General features: G+C 28.3%; 24 protein-coding genes and 1 other annotated feature. Of the genes, 1 reads left to right on the forward strand and 23 read right to left on the reverse strand.

Translation table 11 applies throughout. From position 1 onward, the window contains the following. Positions 1-21: 21 nt before the first annotated feature. From I4V63_RS02480 to ytvI, 16 genes are all read right to left on the reverse strand, one after another. Positions 22-1635, reverse strand: coding sequence for a penicillin-binding transpeptidase domain-containing protein (locus I4V63_RS02480; protein WP_347707710.1), 1614 nt, complete (start codon positions 1633-1635; stop codon positions 22-24). A 44-nt stretch (positions 1636-1679) separates the two neighbouring features. Continuing rightward, positions 1680-2297, reverse strand: coding sequence for a uridine kinase (gene udk / locus I4V63_RS02485; RefSeq protein ID WP_195999721.1), 618 nt, complete (start codon positions 2295-2297; stop codon positions 1680-1682). 15 nt (positions 2298-2312) lie between these two features. Next, a complete protein-coding gene (locus I4V63_RS02490) occupies positions 2313-3557 on the reverse strand; it encodes a U32 family peptidase (RefSeq protein ID WP_195999722.1) in 1245 nt (414 codons plus the stop codon). A gap of 4 nt (positions 3558-3561) precedes the next feature. Beyond that, entirely contained in the window at positions 3562-4206 is a 645-nt protein-coding gene (locus I4V63_RS02495; protein WP_195999723.1) for an O-methyltransferase, read from the reverse strand. Between the two features lie 18 nt (positions 4207-4224). After that, complete coding sequence (gene mltG / locus I4V63_RS02500) at positions 4225-5274, reverse strand: endolytic transglycosylase MltG (RefSeq protein ID WP_195999724.1); 1050 nt, start codon at positions 5272-5274, stop codon at positions 4225-4227. A gap of 91 nt (positions 5275-5365) precedes the next feature. Next, positions 5366-7192, reverse strand: coding sequence for a translational GTPase TypA (gene typA / locus I4V63_RS02505; RefSeq protein ID WP_195999725.1), 1827 nt, complete (start codon positions 7190-7192; stop codon positions 5366-5368). A gap of 337 nt (positions 7193-7529) precedes the next feature. After that, positions 7530-9197: a ribonuclease J gene (locus I4V63_RS02510; RefSeq protein ID WP_195999726.1), complete on the reverse strand. Its 1668-nt coding sequence runs from the start codon at positions 9195-9197 to the stop codon at positions 7530-7532. A gap of 62 nt (positions 9198-9259) precedes the next feature. After that, positions 9260-9724 (reverse strand): Fur family transcriptional regulator, encoded by a 465-nt coding sequence (locus I4V63_RS02515; RefSeq protein ID WP_195999727.1) that lies wholly within the window; start codon positions 9722-9724, stop codon positions 9260-9262. Between the two features lie 22 nt (positions 9725-9746). Beyond that, on the reverse strand, positions 9747-10022 hold the full coding sequence (locus I4V63_RS02520; RefSeq protein ID WP_195999728.1) for a DUF1292 domain-containing protein: 276 nt from the start codon (positions 10020-10022) through the stop codon (positions 9747-9749). Positions 10023-10248: 226 nt separating this feature from the next. Then, positions 10249-10671, reverse strand: coding sequence for a Holliday junction resolvase RuvX (gene ruvX, locus I4V63_RS02525; protein ID WP_195999729.1), 423 nt, complete (start codon positions 10669-10671; stop codon positions 10249-10251). A 138-nt stretch (positions 10672-10809) separates the two neighbouring features. After that, the gene (locus I4V63_RS02530) at positions 10810-11067 is read right to left on the reverse strand and encodes an IreB family regulatory phosphoprotein (protein ID WP_042397057.1); all 258 of its coding nucleotides are present in this window, start codon (positions 11065-11067) and stop codon (positions 10810-10812) included. Positions 11068-11204: 137 nt separating this feature from the next. Next, the gene (gene alaS, locus I4V63_RS02535; RefSeq protein ID WP_195999730.1) at positions 11205-13853 is read right to left on the reverse strand and encodes an alanine--tRNA ligase; all 2649 of its coding nucleotides are present in this window, start codon (positions 13851-13853) and stop codon (positions 11205-11207) included. Between the two features lie 108 nt (positions 13854-13961). After that, positions 13962-14139 (reverse strand) — a binding site (T-box leader). Between the two features lie 62 nt (positions 14140-14201). Further along, positions 14202-15230, reverse strand: a complete 1029-nt coding sequence (locus tag I4V63_RS02540; protein ID WP_195999731.1) for an AI-2E family transporter — start codon at positions 15228-15230, stop codon at positions 14202-14204. Further along, positions 15214-15714, reverse strand: coding sequence for a PRC-barrel domain-containing protein (locus I4V63_RS02545; RefSeq protein ID WP_195999732.1), 501 nt, complete (start codon positions 15712-15714; stop codon positions 15214-15216). Before I4V63_RS02545 ends, I4V63_RS02540 begins: the two co-directional genes overlap by 17 nt. A 203-nt stretch (positions 15715-15917) precedes the next feature. Then, positions 15918-16760 carry an AraC family transcriptional regulator gene (locus tag I4V63_RS02550; RefSeq protein WP_195999733.1) on the reverse strand — a complete coding sequence of 281 codons (843 nt, stop codon included), beginning with the start codon at positions 16758-16760 and terminating at the stop codon, positions 15918-15920. 502 nt (positions 16761-17262) lie between these two features. After that, the gene (gene ytvI, locus I4V63_RS02555; RefSeq protein WP_195999734.1) at positions 17263-18390 is read right to left on the reverse strand and encodes a sporulation integral membrane protein YtvI; all 1128 of its coding nucleotides are present in this window, start codon (positions 18388-18390) and stop codon (positions 17263-17265) included. A 714-nt stretch (positions 18391-19104) separates the two neighbouring features. On the opposite strand from ytvI, the gene I4V63_RS02560 reads away from it, so the two are divergent. Further along, the gene (locus I4V63_RS02560) at positions 19105-19638 is read left to right on the forward strand and encodes a hypothetical protein (protein ID WP_195999735.1); all 534 of its coding nucleotides are present in this window, start codon (positions 19105-19107) and stop codon (positions 19636-19638) included. 93 nt (positions 19639-19731) lie between these two features. Here the strand turns inward: I4V63_RS02560 and I4V63_RS02565 are convergent, their stop codons facing one another. The 7 genes from I4V63_RS02565 to I4V63_RS02595 form a co-directional block, all read right to left on the reverse strand. Continuing rightward, the gene (locus I4V63_RS02565; RefSeq protein ID WP_195999736.1) at positions 19732-21132 is read right to left on the reverse strand and encodes an FAD-binding oxidoreductase; all 1401 of its coding nucleotides are present in this window, start codon (positions 21130-21132) and stop codon (positions 19732-19734) included. 15 nt (positions 21133-21147) lie between these two features. Next, positions 21148-22350, reverse strand: coding sequence for an electron transfer flavoprotein subunit alpha (locus I4V63_RS02570; protein WP_195999737.1), 1203 nt, complete (start codon positions 22348-22350; stop codon positions 21148-21150). Between the two features lie 12 nt (positions 22351-22362). After that, positions 22363-23151 carry an electron transfer flavoprotein subunit beta/FixA family protein gene (locus tag I4V63_RS02575; RefSeq protein ID WP_195999738.1) on the reverse strand — a complete coding sequence of 263 codons (789 nt, stop codon included), beginning with the start codon at positions 23149-23151 and terminating at the stop codon, positions 22363-22365. A gap of 175 nt (positions 23152-23326) precedes the next feature. Then, a complete protein-coding gene (locus I4V63_RS02580) occupies positions 23327-24028 on the reverse strand; it encodes an LrgB family protein (RefSeq protein ID WP_195999739.1) in 702 nt (233 codons plus the stop codon). A 1-nt stretch (position 24029) separates the two neighbouring features. Further along, positions 24030-24443 carry a CidA/LrgA family protein gene (locus tag I4V63_RS02585; protein ID WP_195999773.1) on the reverse strand — a complete coding sequence of 138 codons (414 nt, stop codon included), beginning with the start codon at positions 24441-24443 and terminating at the stop codon, positions 24030-24032. Positions 24444-24613: 170 nt separating this feature from the next. Beyond that, positions 24614-25318, reverse strand: a complete 705-nt coding sequence (locus I4V63_RS02590) for a FadR/GntR family transcriptional regulator (RefSeq protein ID WP_195999740.1) — start codon at positions 25316-25318, stop codon at positions 24614-24616. 103 nt (positions 25319-25421) lie between these two features. Beyond that, the gene (locus I4V63_RS02595; RefSeq protein WP_195999741.1) at positions 25422-26216 is read right to left on the reverse strand and encodes a histidinol-phosphatase HisJ family protein; all 795 of its coding nucleotides are present in this window, start codon (positions 26214-26216) and stop codon (positions 25422-25424) included. Positions 26217-26337 lie beyond the last annotated feature (121 nt).

Here is a 26337-nt window from a genome sequence, read left to right on the forward strand (position 1 = left end):
AATTAATTTTTTTCATACATTTTACTCACTTATTAATGACTTTATTATTTCCCTATATATAGGTGCTGCTGTATTTCCACCAGCAAGTTCTGTTCCATTCTCATCTACACCATCTATATTTGGAGCAACTATTACCATAGTATATAATTTATCATTTAGTTCAAAATAACCAGCAAACCAACCATGAGTTGTTGCTCCACCTTCTCCTGTTGCTGTACCAGTTTTACCACCTTGAGTTATACCATCTACCTTAGCTGCAATACCAGTACCATTTGTTATAACATCACTCATGCTATTCTTAACTAACTTCGATGTTGTTGATGTAAATATTCTATTTTCTTCATTTTGAATATTTTCAATAATATTATTATCATCATCTACAATTGCCTCGATAAGTGATGGCTTAATATAAACACCATCATTAATTATAGAATTAATAGCACCAGCAATTTGAAGTGGAGTTACAGTTACACATTGCCCAATAGCAAAATTACTTACTCCATCAGTTAGCTTTGGTATTACCCCTACTGCCTCTTCTCTATTTTCACCTGCTAAACCTAAAACTTTATTGTACAATCCTAAATTCGTTGTATACTTTAACATGTTTTCATATCCTATTAATTGACCTAATTTTGCAAATATATCATTACAAGATACTTCAAATGCTTCATTTACAGTTAAAGTTCCATGAGCACTTTTACAAATATCACCATTACAAGTAAATGTATTAGTTATATTTACTAACCCTTCATTTAATGAAATAGCCTCTGTTAAAATTTTAAATATAGATCCTGGTTCAAATCCTAATTGACCTATTCCTAAGTTTACATTAGCTTCTGATTCATCTTTTTGAACCATTGCTCTTATTTTACCTGTGTTTGCCTCTAGCAAAACAACACCAACGTTATCTAAATTACTAAATGAATCTTCTTTTAAAACATCTCTAATCTTATCTGATATTGACTCATCGATTGTAAGTCGTATATTTTTATTATTTATACCTGAATTTGTTTCATTAGTTCTATAAATAGATTTATCATCTAAATAAAATCCAGTAGTTGGTCTATTATTATCTTGTATTATACTAGTAATTTCACTTTCAAATGATTCCTCTTCAACTTTATCTTTATCAATTGATGCTATGATATTCTCAACTCTCCAGCTTTCTTTTAAATCTAACTCATCATAAACATAAGTATATATCCCCTTTATATCATTAAGTTTATTTATCTTATCATAAGTTTCTTTTGTGATATTATAATAAAGCTTTCCACTTTGTTGCATAATATCAGAAAAGTTAAAAGATTCATCTTCAGATTTCATAATAAAATTTAAAGCTAATAAATCTTGTAATGTTTCTTCATAGTTGTTTAATTTAAAAGGCTTTGTATCAAGAACCATTACATATTTATTTTTATAGTTTATTAAACTTTCCCCATTAGTATCAAAAATCTTATAATTCTTATCACTAGTATATTCAACTTGATGGTTTTCCAATTGCCCTTGAACTGTACTAGTTGGCTTTATCATTAGGAAAAATAACCTTATAGTTAAAGCAATAAAAATGCTAAAAAATACTATTCCCACTGCAAGTGATTTTTTATTATTAATTTTAAAACCATACAAAAAAAACACCTCCTTAGCTAAATTCTAGCCTAAGAAGAGGTGTTTTATTCAAATTACTTCAATATATCTCTTATTTTTGCCATTAATAAATCTATAGCAACATAATTATGTCCACCTTCAGGTATAATTATATCTGCATATTTTTTTGAAGGCTCAGTGAATTGTAAGTGCATTGGTCTTACAATATTAAGATATTGATCTACAACTGATTCAACAGTTCTTCCTCTTTCATTAATATCTCTTACAAGTCTTCTTAGAATTCTAATATCAGCATCTGTATCAACATAAACTTTAATATCTAAAAGTTCTCTTATTCTTGGATCTTCAAGAATCAATATACCTTCAACCAAAATTATATCTCTTGATTCTACTGTTGTAGTTTCTTTTGCTCTATTATGTACAGTAAAGTCGTAACTTGGTTTTTCTATAGACTCTCCATTTATTAAAGTTTTTAAATGCTCTACTAATAAATCATTATCAAAAGCCATAGGATGATCGTAATTTGTTTTAACTCTTTCTTCCATTGATAAATGGCTTTGATCCTTATAATACATATCTTGTTGTATCATTGCAATACAATCATTTGAAAAATTAGAATATAACGCATCAGCAATTGTACTTTTACCAGAACCTGTTCCACCAGTAATTCCTATTAATATTGGTTTAGACATTACTGCATTTCCTCCTTAGTTGTTGTTTATGTTAATAACATTATTTGCTTTTACTAGCATATCATTTACCTTTAAAGGAACATCAACCTTTACAGTAAACATCATGTGCGCTCTATTAGCAACATCAGTCTTCTTATCTTTATCTAAATCATACATATCTTCTAATTTAATTTTAAAGTATGGAACTTCCGGTCTTAAAACTTCGACTTCTTCACCTTCGAATACTCTATTCTTTTGAAGAACTGTTGCTGTCTTTGTTTCTGGATCATATGATTTAACCATACCAACTATTTCGTAATCTCTAACATAACCAGCATCATCATAGTTTTGTTCACCATTAATACCTAAATAGAATCCTGTATGATATGGTCTATGGCTTACTTTTCTAAGCATATCCATCCATTCATCTTTAAACTGGTAGTTGCTTGGATTTTCCCAGTAGCTGTCTAATGCTTCTCTATATGCTTTTACTACAGATGCAACATAGAACTCACTCTTCATTCTTCCTTCTATCTTGAAAGAATAAATGCCACTCTTAACAAGTTCAGGAATATAATGAATCATACATAAGTCTTTTGAGTTCATTATATATGTTCCATTATCGTCTTCTATTACAGGATAATATTCACCTGGTCTAGTTTCTTCAACTAGATGATATTTATATCTGCATACATTACCACATATTCCTTTGTTAGCATCTCTTTTAATCATATAATTTGATATTAGACATCTTCCAGAATAAGCAACACACATTGAACCATGAATAAATGCTTCAATATCGCATCCCTTTGGAATATTTTCAGTTACTTCATTTATTTCTTTAAAAGTTAATTCTCTAGCTAATACTATTCTTTTAACTCCTAAATCATACCAGAACTTAGTTGCCATCCAGTTAACAGTATTTGCTTGTGTACTTAAATGTATTTCTAATTCTGGCGCTACTTCTTTACATATAGCAATTAATGATGGATCTGCAACTATAACTGCATCTACACCTATATCATAAAGACCTTTTATATATTCTCCTGCTGAAGGCAAATCATGATTTCTAGCAAAAACATTTAATGTTACATAAATTTTCTTACCTCTATCGTGACAATATTTAATACCTTCAATCATTTCTTCATTTGAAAAATTATTTGAAAATGCTCTAAGATTTAATTTGCCTCCACCAATATATACTGCGTCTGCTCCAAAATCTATAGCTATTTTTAGCTTTTCTAAATTACCAGCTGGTGCTAGTAGTTCAGGTTTTCTCATTGATTTACCTCCTTCTAGTTATAGCAATTCCATCTCCCATTGGAATTACAGAAGTAATTAAGTCCTTATCTTGTGATACTAAATCTAAGTAAGTTCTCATTCTCTTAACTATTGTAATTTTTCTTCTTTTAACTAAATCATCACTTGCAACCATACCTCTAAATAAGACATTATCAGCGATTATTATTCCATCCTCTTTTAATAATCTTAAACAATGCGGTAAAAAGTGATTATAATGACCTTTTCCTGCATCCATGAAAATTAAATCATAAGGTTCTTCTAACTTTTCTAACACTTCAAGACAATCTCCCGCCTCTATGGTAATATTATTTTCTAACCCATATGTTTTTATATTTTCTTTTGCATATTTTATCATTTCTTCGCTTCTCTCTATGGTAGTTATATGAGGATTACATCCTGCTGCTTCATACATTATAATTGCAGAATATCCAATAGCAGTACCAAGCTCTAAAATTCTAAGTGGCTTTTTCATACTTACCATGAACTCTAAGAACTTTATAGTTTCTTTTTGAGCTATAGGCACTCCATTTTCCTTAGCGAAGTCTTCTAACTCTTTTAATTTCCCTTCACTTTCAGGAATCAATCCTCTAATATATTCCTCCATATAGTCGTAGGTAACTCCACTCATACTAAACCTCCGTATATGTTAATATCCTAATTCTTCTTTTTTCTTTAAGAAATCATCATAATTATTTGTAAAATAATGTTCATCATCAGATGCTAACAGATAAAATAAATAATCTGTACTTGCAGGATTTAATGCTGCTTTAATTGATTCTAAACCTGGATTACATATTGCACCTACTGGTAAACCTTTGTATAAATATGTATTATATTTTGATTCAATTGCTAAATGCCTATTTCTAACACTTTCAATATAATATCCATGTGCATAAATTACAGTTGCATCAATTTGAAGTGGCATACTTTGTCTTAATCTATTATAAATAACTGATGCAATTAATGGTCTATCTTCATCCACTCTTGCTTCTTTTTCTATAATAGATGCAACATTAACTACTTTTTCAACATCAGCTTCAGTAATAGTATCACTAGCAGTAATTTCTTTAAATACTTCTTCAAATCTCTTTATCATTGTTTCAATTATGTATTGTGGTTCAACACCAAGTTCAAAGCTATATGTATCTGGAAATAAAAATCCCTCTAAATTATATCTTTTCTCTGGATTATCCTTTACATATGATGGTAAGGGATAACTTTTTACTGCATTTATGAATTCATCTGAAGTACATACTTCTTGTTCTTGTAGTCTAGCTGCAATGTCTTCAATATTGAAACCTTCTGGAATAGTAACAGTTATTGCATTCTTATTATTTGCATCCCTTAAAGTTTCTGCTATTTCTTTTACTGACATTTCCTTTTCTAAAGTATGACTTCCTGGAACAACTTCTAAATTTAGTCCAGTTAATTTTGCATATAATTTTATAATTAACGGACTTTTTATTTTATTTTCATTTTTCAACTTAGAGAGAATATTATAAAAGCTATCTCCATCTTCAACTAAAACTACTTCTTCATTAGAAATTTTAAGTGGTTTATTTATTGTAGATGTAAATTTGAAAATTCCTAAAAATAAAATAATAATCAATATAAAACCAATAATTATGTTTGAATTTCTTTTTCTCTGTTTTCTTCTTCTTTTTACTTTGCCGGTATTTTTAACCTTTTTCTTCATAAATACCCCCTGTATTTAAAAGTGAATAGCTAAAAACTTAGCTATTCACTATTATAATACTTTTCTATGAAATTATAAACAATTTACATAATTATTTTTTGCTTCTGCTTATCATTCTCTTTCTTTCAGCAGCATCTAAGTATCTCTTTCTGATTCTTATGCTTTCTGGAGTAACTTCAACTAATTCATCATTTCCTATGAATTCAATTGATTGCTCTAAAGTTAATGTTGTAACTGGTACTAATTTAACAGCATCATCAGAACCTGAAGCTCTTGTATTTGTTAACTTCTTACCTTTACAAACGTTGATATCTAAATCTTCAGCTCTAGCACATTCTCCTACTACCATTCCTTGGTATACTGGTGTACCTGGAGTTATGAATAATCTACCTCTTTCTTGAGCATTGAATAATCCATAAGCAATTGCTTCACCTTGTTCAAATGAAACTATTGATCCCCTGCTTCTAGCTTCGATTTCACCCTTGTATGGTGCATATCCTTCAAATACGTGGTTCATGATACCATTACCCTTTGTATCTGTCATGAATTCATTTCTGAATCCGATAAGCCCTCTAGCAGGGATAACAAACTCTAATCTTGTATATCCATTAACAGCAGATGTCATATTAACCATTTCAGCTTTTCTTGGTCCCATTTTTTCCATAACAGCACCCATGAATTCTTCTGGAACGTCTATTGTTAAGTATTCCATTGGTTCTAACTTCTTACCATTTTCTTCTTTGAATATAACAGATGGTTTAGAAACTTGTAATTCAAATCCTTCTCTTCTCATTGTTTCTATAAGAACTGATAAGTGAAGTTCTCCTCTTCCTGATACTTCGAAGCAATCTGGAGTTATTTCTCTAACTCTTAAACTTACGTTAGTTTCTAATTCTTTCATTAATCTATCTCTTAAATGTCTAGATGTAACAAATTCTCCTTCTTTACCTGCAAATGGTGAATCATTTACCATGAAGTTCATGTTAAGTGTTGGTTCATCAATTTCAATGAATGGTAAAGCTTCTGGATTTGAAGCATCTGCAATTGTTTCACCAATGTTAGCATCCATAATACCACTTACTGCTATTATATCTCCAAGTCCTGCTTCTTCAACTTCTTCTCTCTTTAATCCATTGTATCCAAATACAGCTGTTATTTTGTAATTAGATTTTGTCCCATCTTGTCTTACTAAAGTAACGTTTTGGTTCTTTTTAACAGTTCCTCTATGTACTTTACCGATAGCTATTTTTCCAACGAAAGCATTACTATCTAAAGTAGTAACAAGCATTTGTAATGGTCCATCAATGTATCCCTTTGGTGGTTCAACATGATCTATTATTGTTTTAAATAATGGTTCCATTCCATCATTTGTATCTTCAACATTAAATCTAGCAAATCCTTCTCTAGCTGAAGCATAGATTATTGGGAAGTCTAATTGTTCATCATCCGCACCTAATTCTAAGAATAAGTCAAATACTTCATCAATAACTTCTTCTGGTCTTGCATTTGGTTTATCTATTTTATTTATAACAACGATTGGCTTTAATTTTAATTCTAAAGCTTTCTTTAAAACGAACTTAGTTTGAGGCATTGGTCCTTCATAAGAATCAACAACAAGTAAAACTGAGTCAACCATTTTAAGTACACGTTCAACTTCTCCACCAAAGTCAGCATGCCCTGGTGTATCAACTATATTGATTTTTATCCCATTGTACATTACAGCAGTATTCTTAGAAAGAATAGTGATTCCTCTTTCCTTTTCTAAATCGTTAGAGTCCATTACTCTTTCATCCATTTTTTCATTTGATCTAAATACGTGACTTTCTTTAAACATGGCATCAACTAATGTTGTCTTACCATGGTCAACGTGAGCTATAATAGCTATATTTCTAATGTCGTCTCTAGTTATTAATTCCATTTAACTTCCTCCATTAACTTTAATTATGAACTTAAACATAAAATTTAAATTCATTGCTTTTATTTTAAAGGCTTATCTTTCTTTTTTAACCAAGCATCCAAAGTTCATATTGCCTTTGCTTTGCCAAGTTAATGAAAGTTCAAATTACTAAATCTTAAAATAATCAACATCAAATTATGTAACAAAATAAGATAATAAACTATGTACTTAAGATTTAGATTTTTAGCTTTGTAAACCTATAAATATTTTACCCAAAAAGAAAATTGGATACACTCGTATCCAATTCCCAAATCCATCAATTATTCTACTATTTTCTCAGCAACTTGTCAACTACGACTTAAATTTCCATAATAATAGGTAAAATCATTGGCTTTCTCTTTGTCTTCTCATAAAGATAACTTCTAAGTTCATCTCTAACATTTGACTTTAATGTTGCCCAATCAGTAATATTCTTTTCTTCACAATCAAGCAAAGTATTTCTAACTATTTCTCTAGCCTCATCAATTAACCCTTCTGATTCCCTAACATATACGAAACCTCTTGATATAATATCTGGGCCAGCTACTATAGTTTTAGTTTCTTTAGATAAAGTAACTACTACTGTTAATATACCATCTTGAGATAAATGCTTTCTATCTCTTAATACTATATTTCCAACATCTCCAACTCCAAGACCATCTACAAAAATTTGACCTGAAATAACAGTTCCATTTTTCTTTATGCCATTTCTGGTAACTTCTATAACATCTCCAACTTCAGGAATAACTACATTTTTAGAATCTAATCCTAATTTAATAGCTAATTCACCATGTTGTTTTAAATGTCTGTATTCACCATGGACAGGTATAAAATGTCTTGGTTTTACTAAAGTTTGCATTAGTTTTAATTCTTCTTGACATGCATGCCCTGATACATGTATATTTTCTGCAGAATCATAAATAACTTCTGCTCCTTTTTTAAATAATTGATTTACAACTTTTGATACAAGCTTTTCATTTCCTGGAATAGGTGTAGCTGAAATAATTATTGTATCACCTTCAACTATATTTACCTTTCTATGCTCAGATGCAGCCATTCTAGATAATGCAGACATTGGCTCTCCTTGACTTCCAGTAGTAATGATTACAACTTGATCATTATTATATTTATTAATTTGGTCAATAGAGACTAATGTATTATCATCAACCTCAATATATCCTAATTCAATTGCAACATTCATTATATTTTCCATACTTCTTCCTGATACAGCAACTTTTCTGCCATATACTGAAGCAGCCTGTATTATTTGTTGGATTCTATGAATATTAGAAGCAAATGTCGCAATAATTATTCTTCCCTTAGTTTTTCCAAATATTCTTACAAGACTTTCTCCAACAATTTTTTCTGATTTTGTATATCCTGACTTTTCAACATTAGTTGAATCAGCCATCATTGCTAAAACACCTTTTTTACCCAATTCAGCAAATCTTGCAAAATCCATAGGTTCTCCATCTATAGGCGTATAATCCACCTTAAAATCTCCAGTATGAAGTACCACTCCTAAAGGTGTATGAATAGCAATTGCAACAGAATCTGCAATTGAGTGATTTGTTTTAATAAATTCAACAGAAACAGAGTTTAATCTAATTACATCTCTTGGTTTTACCCTAATAAGTTCAGTAGTACTTAGTAAACCATGTTCCTTTAATTTAGTTTCGACAATTCCTAATGTTAATTTTGTCCCATAAACCGGAACATTTAATTGTTTTAATACATATGGTAATGCACCGATGTGATCTTCATGACCATGAGTCAAGAAAATCCCAGATACTTTTTCTTTATTTTTTATAAGGTACGTTATATCAGGTATAACTAAATCAATTCCGAACATATCTTCATCAGGGAATTTTAATCCACAATCAATTACTACAATATCATTTTTGTATTCGATAGCAGTTAAATTTTTCCCAATTTCATTAACTCCACCTAATGGTATAATCTTAACCTTAGCTTTTTCATTCTTCATATGTCCCCTCCTTCTTTTCTCTTTTATGTAATCACAAGCAATACCTTTTTTAAATACTACTCTTAATTTTCACCCTTATGTTTTTTACAGCATTCAGAACAAATCCCAAAAAATTTAACACTATGATCTAAAATTTTAAATCCATATGCACCTTCAATTCTTGCTTCTAATTCATCTAGAAGATCATCTTGCACCTCATATACAGCCTTGCACTCATTACATACTAAATGATGATGTCTATGTTCTTCTTCACTATGAACTAATTCATACCTGCTGCAACCATCATTTAAATCTAATTTAAAAATAACACCTATCTCTTCTAACAATAAAACTGTTCTATATACTGTAGCTAACCCAATATCAGGACATACTTTCTTTACCTCATCATATATCTCTTCTGCGGTTAAGTGTTCTCCTTCTTTTTCGATGATTATATCTACAATAGCTCTTCTTTGAGGCGTTAACTTATAGCCCTTTTGTTTTAAGTTTTCTTTTAATAATTCAATATCCACATTAACTGTGCTCATATTTAACACCTCATTTCTTTTTTTATTCTTCATCCATGAAAATTGTGTTATAAGCTTCTTCTATAGCTGCTAACTCAACTTCGTTATCAATTAATTCAAACATATCTTCATTTTCTTCATCTTTAATTACCTTTAAAGCAAAAGGATTTTCATCTTCATATCCAGCTTCTTGAACTATAACATATTCACTTTTTTCTTCTGTTTCTGGATTAACCATATCAAAGAATGCTATTACATTTAAGTTTATTTCATTTCCATCTTCATCGAATAATTGTATTGTCTTTAAATCTTTTTCCATTATTATAACTCCTCTTTATCATCATAATTGTTTCTTATATTATTACACAAAAAACTTAAACTGCAAACAGTTAATTTTAAGTAAAAGATAATAAGTAATAAATAATAACTATTAACAAAAACTCTTTATAGTTTTTTTGATACTTTCACAAACTAATATTTAAACCAATTAATCTAATGCCTGGTAAATACCACCTTTTAAATATTTTTACCTATTACCTTCTACCTTATTTAGATGTTAATCTTAAGCGATCTAAATAACCTTGCAGTATATATGTAGCTGCAATTTTATCAACAATTTTCTTTCTTTTATTTCTAGAAAGATCCGCTTCTAACATAGCTCTATGTGCTGCAACTGTTGTTAATCTTTCATCCCACATTTCTATAGGTAAGCCTGTTTTTTCTTTAAGCAATTCTGAAAATTCTAAAGCTTTTTCCCCAGCCTCACCAATAGTTCCATTCATATTTTTAGGTAATCCAACTACTATTGTTTCAACGCCGTATTCCTTACATATCTTATGAACTTCTTCTAAATCCTGTTCCTTTTTACTTCTTCTAATAGTTGTTATACCTTGTGCTGTCCATCCTAATGGATCACTTAAAGCAACTCCAATAGTTTTTGAACCCATATCAAGTCCTAATATTCTCATAGAAACTCCTTTGCATTTCTTTTAATAAGTAACGTATTTATTTATAATAACTTTTATACAATTATTTTTCTAGTCTTAAATTACTTATAACACTTTAATTTTTTTATAAATAAAAGGCGCCCGCTAAACGGGCACCTTTTATTTAATATCTAGATAAGATTTTATTACCTCTTCAAGTATTTCATCTCTTTCGAGTTTTCTAAGTAAAGCTCTTGCTCCGTTATAACTAGTAATGTAAGAAGGGTCCCCTGAAATCAGATATCCTACCAATTGGTTTATTGGGTTATATCCCTTTTCTTTCAATGCTGTATATACATCATTTAAAATTGATTTAGTTAAATCCTCTTTGTTAATGTTTAAGTCAAATTGCATTGTTCTATCAAGATTATTTTCCATATTGTAGCTGCTACTTGCAGCTTCACCCCCTTACGAAAGTATTTTTATTTATTCTTAATCATTTGAAATATTAACTAATTACTTTATCTAACTATATTATAACCTAAATTTACATAATTGTATACTATTTCAACTAACTATTTTACTAAATTTTCTACAGTTTGGAATGCTGCTTCTATAGCTTGAGGTATATTCTCTGGTTTTTTACCACCGGCTTGAGCCATGTCTGGTCTTCCACCACCGCCTCCTCCAACAACAGTTGCAACTTCCTTAATTATCTTTCCACAATGTATTCCTTTATCTAATACATCTTTAGTTGCCATAGTAATTAAATTAACTTTATCACCTAAGTTACTTACTAAAACAACAACTCCTGAACCCATCTTACTTCTTATCTTGTCAGCTAAGTCTCTTAATGCATTACCATCAACACCTTCAAGTCCATAAGCTATAGTCTTAACACCATTTATATCTTTTGCACTATTTAAGATATCATCTAAAGCTCCACTTGTAAGCTTTGATTTAAGCTCTGCAATTTCCTTATCTTTTTCTTTAATTTCTGCACCTTGAGTAGATATTTTCTTTAAAACATCTTTTTCAGTACATTTAAGTGCTGCACAAGCTTCTTTTAATAATCTTTGCTTTTCTTCCATGTATTTTATAGCAGCTCTACCAGTTAAAGCTTCTATTCTTCTTATACCAGCAGCTACACCAGTTTCAGAAACTATTTTAAATAATCCAATTTCTCCAACATTAGATACATGAGTACCACCACAAAGTTCTTTAGAGAACTCTCCGGCTGCAACTACTCTTACCTTATCTCCATATTTCTCATCGAAAAGTGCAGTTGCTCCTGATTCTTTAGCTTCTTCAATTGTCATAAGCTTAGTTTCTACAGTATCAACTTCCATTATTTTATCATTTACTAAATCTTCAACCTTTTGAATTTCTTCAGCTGTCATAGCTTGGAAATGAGTAAAGTCAAATCTTAATCTTTCATTATCAACAAAAGATCCAGCTTGGTGAACGTGAGCACCAACAACTTCTTTTAATGCTGCTTGTAGCATATGAGTTGCTGTATGATTCTTACAAACGTTAGCTCTTCTCACTTTATCAACAGTTAAAGTAACTTCTTCATTAATTTTAATGCTTCCATTTTTAACTTCAACATAGTGAACTGTCTTACCACCAACATTTTTCTTAGTATTATAAACATATGCAGAACCATTAGCTCCAGTTATCATACCTGTATCACCAATTTGACCACCCATCTCTGCATAGAATGTAGTCTTATCAGTTAAGATATAACCTTTAGTTCCTTCATTTAATTCTTCTACAAAAGCTTCATCAGTTGCAAGAACCATAACTTTTCCAGTTCCTTCTGTAGTTGTATATCCAACAAATTCAGTTTCAACGTCAGCTTTAACTTTGTTAATTGGATTTTCATCAGCTCCCATGTAAGAAGTTTCTCCTCTTGCACTTCTAGCTCTTTCTCTTTGAGCTTCCATTTCCTTCTTAAATTCTTCGTGATCAACAGTCATATTCTTTTCTTCAAGAATTTCTTCTGTTAATTCTAACGGGAATCCATAAGTATCATATAATTTAAATGCTTTTTCTCCAGAAAGTACTGTAGATTTAGCTTCTTCTAATTCTTTAATATATCCATTTAAGATGTTCATTCCACTATCTATAGTTTCATTAAATCTTTCTTCTTCTAAAGTAATTATCTTTGTTATATAATCTTTATTTTCAACTAATACTGAATAATTTCCACCATAGTTTTCAACAACAGCTTCTACAACATCCTTTAAGAATAATCCCTTAATTCCAAGTAATCTACCATGTCTTGCAGCTCTTCTTAAAAGTCTTCTTAAAACATATCCTCTTCCTTCATTACTTGGTTGAACTCCATCAGATATAAGCATAGTTACAGCTTTAACATGGTCTGTTACTATTCTTAATGAAGTGTCTGAATTTGCATCTTTTCCATATTCTACACCTGATAAAGAAGATACCTTATTTAAGATATTCTTAACTGTATCAATTTCAAATATGTTATCAACACCTTGCATTATAGTTGCAATTCTTTCAAGTCCCATACCTGTATCAATGTTTTTATTCTTTAATGGAGCATAGCTACCATCTTCTTGTTTATCAAATTGAATAAATACTAAGTTCCAGAATTCAACTATTCTATCTGCATCAGATGCAGCAACAAAATCATCTACATTTGTTACAGGCGCTACATCTACACCTCTATCAAAGTGAATTTCTGTACAAGGACCACATGGACCAACTGTTCCAACTTCCCAGAAGTTATCATCTTTACCTAATCTAAATATTCTATTTGGATCTATATCTGTTTTTGTAGTCCAAATTTCATATGCTTCATCATCTTCTAAATAAATTGTTACATATAATTTATCTTTAGGTAATTTTAAAACTTGTGTTACATATTCCCATGACCATGGAATAATTTCATTTTTAAAGTAATCTCCAAATGAGAAGTTTCCTAACATTTCAAAGAAAGTACCATGTCTTGAAGTCTTTCCTACGTTTTCTATATCACCAGTTCTAATACACTTTTGACAAGTTGTAACTCTAGTTTTTGGTGGTTTTTGTATACCTGTGAAATATGGCTTAAGTGGTGCCATACCTGCATTTATTAATAATAAACTATTATCATTTTTAGGTACTAATGGAAAACTCTCCATTCTTAAATGTTCTTTAGATTCAAAAAAGCTAATAAAGCTTTCTCTTAATTCATTTGCTCCTATAAATTGCATGATTCTTTCTACCTCCAATTTTTTCTATTAGTAATTTAATTAATAACTTAAATCAAATTTTTGTTTCTTAGGAATCCAACTAATAAAAAAAGTCTCCATCCCTAAAAACAAAGGGACGAAAACTTATAATTTCCGCGGTACCACCCTAATTATGTATAAAATAATACATCACTTAAAGTAAAATAAGCTCCAAGATAGCTTCAATATGCTAAATAAGAAGTTTTCACCATCCACTTCCTCTCTTAATATTTACATCATATTTACTCATTCTCTTCATCGCTATATGCTATTGATTTATGACAAAATTATATTTCATTTATTCATTTATGTCAATAAACAGTATCACACTTAAAACAAGTAATAATCTATATCATCATAAATAACCTTTATTATTACTGCAATTGGAACTATTAATACCATTCCAATTACACCTCCAAGTTTATCACCTAAAACCAATAAAATAATTATTATAATTGGATGCATATTAGTGCTATCACCAGTAATCTTAGGTGCCAAAAAATTACCTTCAACTTGTTGTATTAAAATAACACCAATAGCTGCAATTATTCCTTTAGTAACTGAACCTGTTAGAGCTATAAATATAATAGGCACTCCCCCTATTATAGGACCAAAATAAGGAATAATATTTGCAACTGCATTTATAATGGATAAAACTAAAGGGAACTTAACCCTAAGTATTAACAATAAAGCAAAAGATAAAACTCCTATTATCAAAGATAACAATAATTGACTCAATATGTATCTACTTAATATTTTATCAATATTTTTATTTATATTTTTTACTATAACTCTTTTGTCAGTTGGAAGAATCAACAATAACTTATTATAAATAAGCTTTGAGTCTGCTAAAAAATAATACGTTGTAATAGGTACTATAGCAAGACTAACTAAGTTTTCTCCCATATCTATTAAATTATCTACTAAATGAGTAGATGCATTACTAAGTATCATATTAATTTTTTCACCAATTTGTATATAAATTGTTTCAAATATCGGTAGTCTATCTAACTTAAATTTTGCTGCTAAACTTAAAATATATTCTTCAATACTATCAAGCATAACACCAAAATTTCCACTTTCCTTTAACATTGTTGGAACTATACAATATATCAATCCTACAAATGATAATAAAAGTAATAATATAATTAAAAGCGAACTCTTTTTATTAGAAAGATGGAGTTTTTCACAGAAATAATTTCTTAAAGGCTTTAGTGTATAAGCAATTACTATTGAAATTATTAGTAAATTAGTAACTGCCCTTATTGGTTCAACAAAAGCATATATCATTACTATACTAATAGCAATAATTATAGATATTATTAACTTTATAATTAACCCTTTATACTTTTTGCGCATCCTTACTTCCTCCTAAATTATGAGGTAAAGTTTTTAACTTAACAGTTGAATTACCATTATATAAAATATACTCATCACAAAGAGAACAATGTTTTAAAGTTATAACTTCTTTTCCCTTGAACATTTTATCAAATATTCCTGAACTTATAATAACACCTTTTATTTCAAAAGTTTTTTCATCTATAATTAAATCTTCAAGAACGCCAAGAAGCTTCTTTTCTTTATTTATTATATCCATATATTTTATTTCCTTAAACTTTAATCCTTCAAATCTACTTGTATTTTTAATTTTCATAATCTCATCAACTGAAATAATTGAATCCACAGAAACATATGTATGTTTTTTAAATATAGATGCTGGTGAAATTGTAAATCCCTTTACAACTCCATTATAAAAATCTATAGAAATATCATCTACAACTCCTATATATTTATTTTTAGAATCATAAATCTTCATTAAATAAAAGTTTCTCCATTTAACCATAATTTCACCTCTATAAAGATAATAAATTTAGTATTTACAAAATCCATGGTTATTATTAGTAATTTTTTTATATTTATCATTTATATATTTATTGGATATTTATTTCAAAATAAAAAGCAACTATAGTAATAGTTTTACCATAATTGCTTTTTCCATTATCCATTATAAATTTTTATTTTCCATTATTTATTATTTAAATTATATTATAATCTATTTTCTTTACTTATACCTAATCTATATTCTTGAGGTGAAATACCAACATGTCTCCTAAAAACATTGTTGAAATAATGTTGTGTGTTATAGCCAACTAATTCAGCAATTTTACTTAAAGTTAATGTTGGATCCCTCATTAAAATTATAGCATTTTTTATTCTTACATTTGTTAAATATTCAACAAATGTCATTTTCAAATTTCTCTTAAAGAGCCTTATTAAATAAGTCTGACTTACTTCCATCTTATTTGCTATTTCAGCTATAGACAAATCTTCTTTAAAATAATGTCTATTAATATATTTTTGTACCTCTATTAGCGTATCTGGTCTCTTACTCTTGTCCATTAATCTATTACATAAAGATTTATATACTATATTTACTTGAACAGGATCTTCTCTTAAAAATGATGCACAAATAACTACATTAATATTTAATTTAGCATTAATTGCATTTTCAATATTATTTACAACTGAATGCCATTCTTTAATAGGATTTACATCACATAAAATAACTACTTGATCTTTAGAATCAACAAATATATTTAATCCCTTAAATTTACTCATTATTTCTTTAACAATACTACTAATTGCAAAGCTCAATCTTTCATCTTGAATATCTATCTTATCAGATAATTCTTTGCTTATTAAAGGCTTAATAACAATTAAAGCCATAGATTTGGTATATATTATACCAAACTTATCAATTTCTCTTTGCAAATCACAACTTTTTACTTTCCCTAGCATCCAATCTTCTAAAAAAATGTCTTTTTCAACACTATATTGAAACTTCCTACCATATTTAACTTCATCATCAGCAACTAAAATTTTTACCAAAGCAACTCCCCCCTGTATTCCTTTCTTAACGTTTTTATTTTGATTTATAGCATAGCCATATTTTCCAAAAATTTTTCCGTTTTAGATTATTGCTTTTTTATAATTAATTACTACAGTTAAATTTCAAATACTACAATAAACCTTCAGCACTACTTCATCTATACATTACTATATAGTAATACGGAAATTCGACTGCTTTCAGTCGCTGAGTACACTAAAGTGTACCTTCAACTTACCAAATTGAAATTTGGAATTTCAGGCAAGTTCAATTAACAAAATATATTTTTTTGAATTTCACTTACTGAATAAATAATATACTATATAAGTATCTTTAAATATTAATTTAATTAAAACTCTTTCTTTTATAAGTCAATTTAGCACATCATGTACAACTTATACTAATTAAATCTATAATTTAGAATATCAATTCAGTTAAATTACTTAATCTTACTACCTATTATTTTTTTAGAAGAGTTGTTTCATAATAGAACACCATAATTTATTATTGTTCTTCATTTTTAATTTTATCTTTACAATCAGTAAAATCTCCCTCAAAATTTGCATACTTCTTATAAAAGTTAAACCCAATGAATAATGCTATTAAATATATCATTCCTTTGAATCCGCCAGCATTTAAACCAACAAATATGGCAATTAATACACTTAATTGTGATAATTCTAACGATGCTGATAATAATTTAGGCTCTAATATATTTCTAGTTATCATTATTACTGAAAATAAAATAATTAAGAAGATAACAGTTATATATTTACCACTAAAAAAGTAAATAACCATAAGCGGTAAAAATAGTAATATCATACCTACTATAGGTAACAAATCTAAAAGCATACACATAAAACTAAGTAGTAAAGTATATGGAATTTTTAAAATACTAAAACCTATAAAAGTAATAATAAATGTACAAAAAACTAAAATTGAATATGTTCCAATATATTTAAATACAACATCCTTAATTTCAAGAATTATTTTAATATATTTATCGTATTCACCTTCCGCCTTAAGCTTTACTTCTTTATTTTGTGAATAATGTTTTCCTATAAACTTCTTTAAAAACACAAAACTTGATAATATAGCAAATATTATTACTGATACAATATAAGGTAATGCGGATATTATGTTAATTATATAATTAACTATACTTCCGCTAAATTCCAAAATGTAATTTGATGCATCTGAAATTAATTTATTAATATTACTTTTTAAGGTGTCTAAAACTGATTCATCAATATTTTCAAATGTTGACAATGAATTTTGAACTAAATTTCCTATTTTAGAACCATTATCATAAATATATTCATACCCATCTGTAGCTAAATCCTTAATTTCAGAGCTAAAATAAATAATTCCTACCACCAATAATGTAACTGTAATTGCATAAAAAACTAATGTGGAAATAATTGCTGCTATTTCACCTCGCATATTAAACTTCTTAATAAGAACTTCCGTTGGCTTTTCTAAAATCGATGCTGCAATTAGTCCAACAATAAACGGCAAAGTATATTTTATAGTTCCTGATACAAGCATAAACACAACTGTAAATACACCAAAGAAAATTAAAATGCTTACAAAAGGTCTTATTTTCTTAATTATCGCGGTAATGTATTCCATTATTATTCTTTCCACCTTTTTTAATTAAAAATAAAAGGAGCTATTTAAAAGTAGCTCCTTAGTATATACATTATTTAATTATTTATTAAAATTGAAATCTACTTTATGATTATAAAAAAGTCTATCCTCCTTTCTAAGTATATTAGATAAATCGGATCATCTCCTTTTTCCACCCTTTATAAGGCTTGATTTTATTACTATTTAAAAGCCTGTTTTTAATTTTTTTGTAAGCCCCCTCTCTATCATATTTGTTCATGAACTGAACATCTTCTAATAACGACATTGAGAAGCATCACCCCTTTAGCTTTATACATTATAAAATCTATCAATTTAGTAGTTAAAATTTATAATAAAGAATTACTTAAAAGTAAGAACTACTATGAATTTAGTATACTATTCTTATTATTATTTGTAAATAATTTCCATGCACTTTTTTTTTATATTTTCTACTTCTATACTACATTCTGTCTTTTTATTTTCATATTAGGTTTATTAATTTTTCATTTTTATATATTTTTCAATCTTTAAGTATCTTTTTATTATAATTATTTTTTATCTATATTTTAAATTTATATTTCAAACTAACTCTCCTTCTTCTTTTATAAAACATTCATAAATTTATAACATATAATAATATTGATTATGTAAATTTATTAGTTTAAAATGTTATTTATATATTTTTTATAATAATTTAATATTTTAGGGGGACTATCCATGAGTAATATTTGGGTCACAATATTTTTAATAATCTTTGCAATAGTACCTGTATACTATTTAACAGTTGTTTATTCCATTTACTATAAAAAGATATTTAAAAATAAAAATAATTTAAAATTTAGTTTTAAAACAACATCAATTACAACTTACTTACCTTCAATTATTTTTGCTATTATTAGCATTATTTTTGCTATATACTCTATAGCAAATAACATTTCACCTTACTATTTAATAGCTTTAGTTGCAGTTAATATAGTTGTATTTACATGTATTCATCTTTCTTGCACAACTTTTGGTATTTATAATGATTGTGTTGTAGTAAAAAATAACTATGCCGAATTAAATGAAATACAAAGTGTTGTTTTAGAAAAATCAAAAAAAGATAAAGAAAATCTTTATGAATTAAAGATAACAACTAAATTTGACTTATTAATTTGTACTGTAGTAAGCACTGATTCAAAAAGTTTATTAAAACAAATTAAATCTAATTTACCAAAAAACATAAAAATAAAAGAATCATCAGCTAAATAAGCTGTTGATTCTTTTTTATAAGGTGCTTATTATAAATTAAATCTTCTTCTAAAGTCAAAATAATGCCTTGCTACAATTTTAATCTATAAATATTTATTGACAAACCTTACCTGGATTCAAAATATTCTTTGGATCAAAAGCTAACTTAATCCCTTTCATAATATCAATAGATTCCTCTGGCAAAGATTGATTTAAATATGATTTCTTAGCAAATCCTATACCATGTTCACCTGATACTTGCCCATTTAACTCTCTTGATTTCTTGTATAATATTTCCATGACACTATTTAGCTTATCATTCCACTCACTAGCATTTAAATCATCTCTTAATATATAAATATGAAGATTTCCATCTCCAGCATGACCAAAGCTCTTTATTCTTATATCTTGCAACTCTTCTACCTCATAAGTAAACTTAACAAACTCAGCAACCTTATTTCTTGGAACAACTACGTCAACTTCATCCATTTCAGTTGTTAATGCTTTTATTGCTTCTAAAAATGCACCCCTAGCACTCCAAATTGCTTCTTGTCTTTCTTCTGTATCTGATATAAATACATCTAATGCCCCTGACTCAAGACAAATATTAGCTACACCTTCGTATGCTTTTTCTATTTCTTCTTTAGAATTACCATCAAATGTTAATAACAAATATGCATCTGAAGAATTATCTGGAAATGGCTTCTTTAAAAATTCCTCTGCTGCAACAATTGCCGCCCTTTGCATGAATTCAATTGCTGTTGGTATACATTTAGATTTTATAATTTTAGGCACAGTTTCTATTGCATTATCTAAGGTATCAAATGGAATTAAAAGACTTATTGTCTTTTTAGGCAATGGTAACAATCTTAAAATTGCTTTAGTAACAATACCCAATGTTCCTTCTGATCCTACTATTAAATCTTTCAAAGCATATCCAGAACTATTTTTAACTACCTTTCCTCCAACATTAACAACTTTTCCATTAGGTAATACAACTTCTAGTCCTCTAACATAATCTCTAGTTACCCCATATTTAACTGCCCTCATTCCACCAGCATTAGTACTAATATTACCACCTATAGTAGCAGTTTTTTCACCTGGATCTGGTGGATAAAACAAGTCAAATTCTTCTACATATTTACTTATTTCCATAAGTAATACACCAGGTTCAACAGTTAATGTAAGATTTTCTTCATCTAATTCTAAAATCTTGTTCATTTTACTTAAATCAATGACTATACCTTCTTTAATTGGTACTGCTGCTCCTACAAGACCTGTTCCTGATCCCCTTGGAGTTACTGGAATATTATTATCGTAAGCATATTTCATAACCATAGAAACCTCTTCTGTGCTTAATGCTTGTACTACCACATTAGGCATAACTCTTACAGAACCAAGTTCGTCACGACTATAATCCTCATTTATATTTTCTCCATATAATACCCTATCATTATCACCAATTAAATTTAAAATATTTTTATAATCACTTTCTTCAAATACTTTATAATTCATACTTTATTCCTCCCATTATATATTAGCTTTTTCACACTTAGCATATTTTATTTTTTCAATAAGAGCTGGTAGTATTTCATATATATCACCAACAATTCCATAATGAGCTACCTTAAAAATTGGTGCTTTTTCATCTGTATTTATAGCAAATATATAATCTGAATTATTCATTCCTGCTGTAAATTGAACTGCACCTGAAACACCACATGTAATAATTAATTTTGGCCTTACTGTTCTTCCACTTAATCCAACTTGTCTTTTTGCATCAACCCAACCTGCTTCTATCAATGGTCTTGTACTTGCTAGCTCTCCATTTAAAACTTGAGCTAGCTCTCTTACCATAGATAAATCCTTTTCACTTTTTACTCCTCTTCCTGCAACAACTAAAACATCAGCTTCACTTATTTCCTTTTCTTTAGATTTTGGAACTACCTCTAAAACATTAATATTAGAATTTAACTTTTCTCTTCTAAGAGATAATTTAACTACTTCCCCGCTTTCATTTTCGCTTCTCTCTGGTGCTGACATAACATTATATCTAACTGTGGCAAGCTGTGGCCTTGAATTAGGCGTAACTATTTGAGCCATAATATTTCCACCAAAAGCTGGTCTTATTTGAACTAAATCTGTATTTTCTTTTATATCCAAAATTGTACAATCCGCTGTAAGCCCTGTTTTAAATCTAGCTGATACTCTTGGAGCTAGTGACCTTCCTACTGTAGTAGCACCAACTAATAATACAGAAGGTTTAACTTTATTTATAAAATCTTCTATTGCTGAAGTATATGGCTCAATTCTAAAAAATTTCAATTCATGATCATCATATAAAAATACTTTATCTACACCATAATGTAATAGCTCATGAACATTTTCCTCAATTTTTTCTCCCATAGCTATACAATACACTTCTTGATTTACCTTATCTGCAAGCTCCCTTGCCTTTCCAATAAGTTCAAGTGTTACTGGATGAATTTCTCCATCTACATGATCCACATAAACAGCTATTCCGTTCCAAAGACTCTTGTCAATTTCTACTCTTTCATCTTCAATAAATGTAACAGCACCTTCTGGTCCTTTTCTAACGCACAATTTACACATTTTACATCCACTATTTATATCTAATTTATCATCTTTTATTTCAAGTGCTCCAAAAGGACATATCTTAACTAACTCTTCTTTATTTATAACTTTATCTTGATTTATTACTAATCTTCCCATTTCCTAGCCCCCTTAAATAAACTTTAATTCTTTTAATGTACTTTCAAACTTCTCAGCTATTCCTTCACTGCTTCCTTCCCAAATTTCTCTCTTATCATTAACCTTTGGAGGAAAAATTCTTTCAACTTGTGTAGCTGAACCATTTAATCCATAATTATTTTCACTTTGATCTTTAAAATCACTTAAACTCATTACTTTAATATCTCTATCTTTTGTTGCTACTTTTTTCTTATAAGAAGGTAATCTTGGTTCAAATATTCCCTTTTCTACAGTAATTAAGGCTGGTAATTTAATATCTACTAACTCAATAGTATTTGGCATGTCCATTTCAACTACTATTGATTTATCTTTCACTTCTACAATTTTTCTAACATTTGCAACATGAGGTATATCTAAATACTCTGCTATTTCAGGTCCAACTTGTGCTGTATCTCCATCAGTGGTTTGCTTTCCACAAATTATTAAATCAAAATCCCCCATACTTTCTACACCTTGAGATAATGTATAGGAAGTTGCTAAAACATCAGCACCAGCAAATTTTCTATCTGATAATAAGACCCCTTTATCTACTCCCATTGAATAAGCTTCTCTAATAATTTCTTTTGCTTGTGGAGGTCCCATAGTAATTACACTTATTTCTCCGCCCTTATCTTCAGAAATTTTGAAAGCTGTTTCTAATGCATATAAATCATATGGATTCATTTTAGAATCAACACCATCTCTTTTTAATACCCCTGTAACTGGATCAACTTCAACTTTTGATGTTCCAGGCACTTGCTTTATACATACTAAAATATTCATAACTTCTCCTCCTATAATTAAAAAATTCTCATAACCTTTATTTATTAATTAAATTGGTATTACCAATTTTAAAGGCATAATATACTAATAAATAATTATAAATATCAAATTCTAAGTTTTTGAATTAAGTTATCATAAAATGACTTAAATAAAACATATAAAAATTTCTTATCTTTTATAATATCATTCCTAAAATGCTAAAGCATAATGGAGCAATTACAACTGTCATAAGTCCTGCAATTCCTATTGAAAGCGAACTCATGGCTCCTTCAGTTTCTCCTATTTCTAATGCCTTAGAAGTTCCTACAGCATGAGATGCAGTTCCTATTCCAATACCGATTGCAACAGGATTAGTTATTCTAAAAATTTTACATACAATAGGTGCAATAATAGCTCCTGTTATACCTGTAATTATAATTGCTAATACAGTTACTCCAGTTACGCCTCCAAGACTATTAGATATTTCAATTCCTATTGGTGTAGTTACAGACTTAGGCAATAATGAAATAATAATATTATTATCTAATCCAAATACTTTTGATAATAATATTATTGATATTACACTCACAAAACACCCTACTGTTATACCAATAATTATAGGAATAAAATTTTTCTTAAGTAATGATAATTGCTTATAAAGTGGTACTGCTAATATTACTGTAGCTGGACCTAAAAACATATTAATAAATTGCCCACCTTGATTATATGTTTCAAAATCAATATTAAATATCTTTAGTAAGGCTATTACTATGACTATAGCAACTAATAATGGATTAAATATTGGTAGCTTTGTTTTTTCATAAATTATTTGGCCAATCTCATAAGCAACTAAGGAAATAAAAATTCCAAAAAACATATTAGAAGTTAAAAAATCCATACTATTCAATCCTTTCAAATGAAACTTTTGTTTTTTTATCTTTGCTACTTAGCTTTTTACTATACATAGCTTCAACCTTTTTTATAACATATTGAACCGTTAATGCCGTAGAAGACATTACTATAAAAGTTGTTATTAAAACTATAAATAATATTTGTGCTGCATAGCTGCTTATTATACCAAAAGAATTCATGAGACCAACGCCTGCTGGAATAAATAAAAATGCTAGATTATCCAATAATGATTTTGCTGCAACTTCTATTTTTTCCAATTTAATAATTCCAGTAACTAAAAAAAGAAATAAAAAAATCATACCCATAATATTTCCTGGAATAGGTAATGATAAAACTTTAGAAACGCCTTCCCCTAAGAAATAAACGCATAAAACTATAATCCATTGTTTAAGAATATCAATCTACCCCTTTCCCATTTTCCTTAAATTGGTATTACCAATTTATCTTTATTATAGATCTATCAAAAACAAATGTAAATAATTGTTATTATATTAACAGTAAACATTTCCCATGTAAAATTAAAAAGAATATTGCAAATAAACATATTTACAATATTCTTTCCTTAAATAATTTAATATTCATTATAATTTTCGTAAGCAACTTTTATTATATTAAAATGCTTTTTCATAGCTCTTATAGCCCTATCTTCACTTCTTTCTTCTAAAGAAGAAACAATTTCCTTATGGATTTTTAAAAGAATTTCCCTGTTATTCTCTTCACAAAGAATAATCTTTCTAGAATCTTTAATAAATTTATCCATAAGTTGAGATATCACTTCAAGAATGTTAATAATTAATGGATTTTTTGATGATTTTACTATTATATCATGAAATTTAATATCTAATAATAAACTCTTTTCCTCATCATGATTTTTATACATTTCATTTACTATTTCATGTAGTAAATTAATATTATCCTTAGATATTAATTTAGTTGCAACTCTACAACACTCTATTTCTAACGTTTCTCTTAGTTCATGGATATCCCCTGTAGAATATTCCTGTATCATAAACATCATTGATAGTGGTTCAAAAAGTGAATTACCAAAGCTATCTGCTATATAATTGCCTGAACCTCTTTTACTTTCAACTAACCCAATAATATCTAAAATTCTAATAGCTTCTCTTATTGAAGTTCTTGAAACCTCTAATCTATCTGCCATTTCTCGCTCTGAAGGTAATCTATCTCCATTTTTCAACTCACCACTAAGTATTTTTTCTTTAATATATTTTATTACTTTTGTATAAACCTTTGTACCTTTAACTTCTTCACTCATATTTATCCTCAATCTCATATTAATATTTATATTTTATTAAATATTATACATTATTTCTCATTAATTCGAAATTTTAGATTTATATATTTATATTATTAAGTGATTAAATTTCTACTGCTATAGGTTTTCTATTTTCAAATACATATATATTCTTAAATCCAATATTTTTTAAAACTTCAATACTTTCTCTAATTCCAGCACCAACATCTTCACTTTTGTGAGCATCAGATCCCACAGTAATAATAGTTCCGCCTAACTCATAATATAGCTTTAAAATATCTACTGATGGCATAGTTTCATTTACTGCTGATCTTAATGTTGAAGTATTTACTTCAATACCTTTTCCACTTTTAATTATGTTAATTAATGCTTCTTTAATCATATCAATATATTCATTAAAATCATAATTACCATGAGTATTAAAAGCGTATCTTTTCATCAAATCTAAATGAGCTACTACATCAATATATGGTGATGTACACACCTTATTTACTTCTTTAAAATATCTGCTATAACTTTCTTCTTTTGTATTCTTACTCATATATGTATTAAGTCCTACATTATAATCAAAATTATGAATAGACCCTAATATAAAATCAAAAGGAATATATTCTATTGCTTCTTTAAGCATCTCCTCATTTTCATGTGGCTCACATATTTCTATTCCTACTTTAATTCTTAATTTACCTTTATATTTTTCTTTACATACGCTTATTTCTTCACTATATTTCTTTAAATTTAAAAAGCCATGGCTCTTTATTCCTTCCTTAACCGAAAAATGTTCTGTGAAGCAAATTTCGTCAATTTCATTTTCAATTGCAGCCTCACAAACTGATTCTATAGTTGCATTGCTGTCAAATGAATTATTAGAATGTAAATGGTAATCTACTAAGTACATATAATTCTCCTTGTATACTATAAATTTTACTATGTCCTATTAAGTATAGCACAAATTAAAATCTCCTGTACATTTGGAAATATTTCCTAAGAAATATAAAAATAAAAAGCTAGTACACCTC

Source organism: Clostridium sp. 1001271B_151109_B4 (assembly GCF_015670405.1).
Taxonomy (GTDB): Bacteria; Bacillota; Clostridia; order Clostridiales; family Clostridiaceae; genus Clostridium.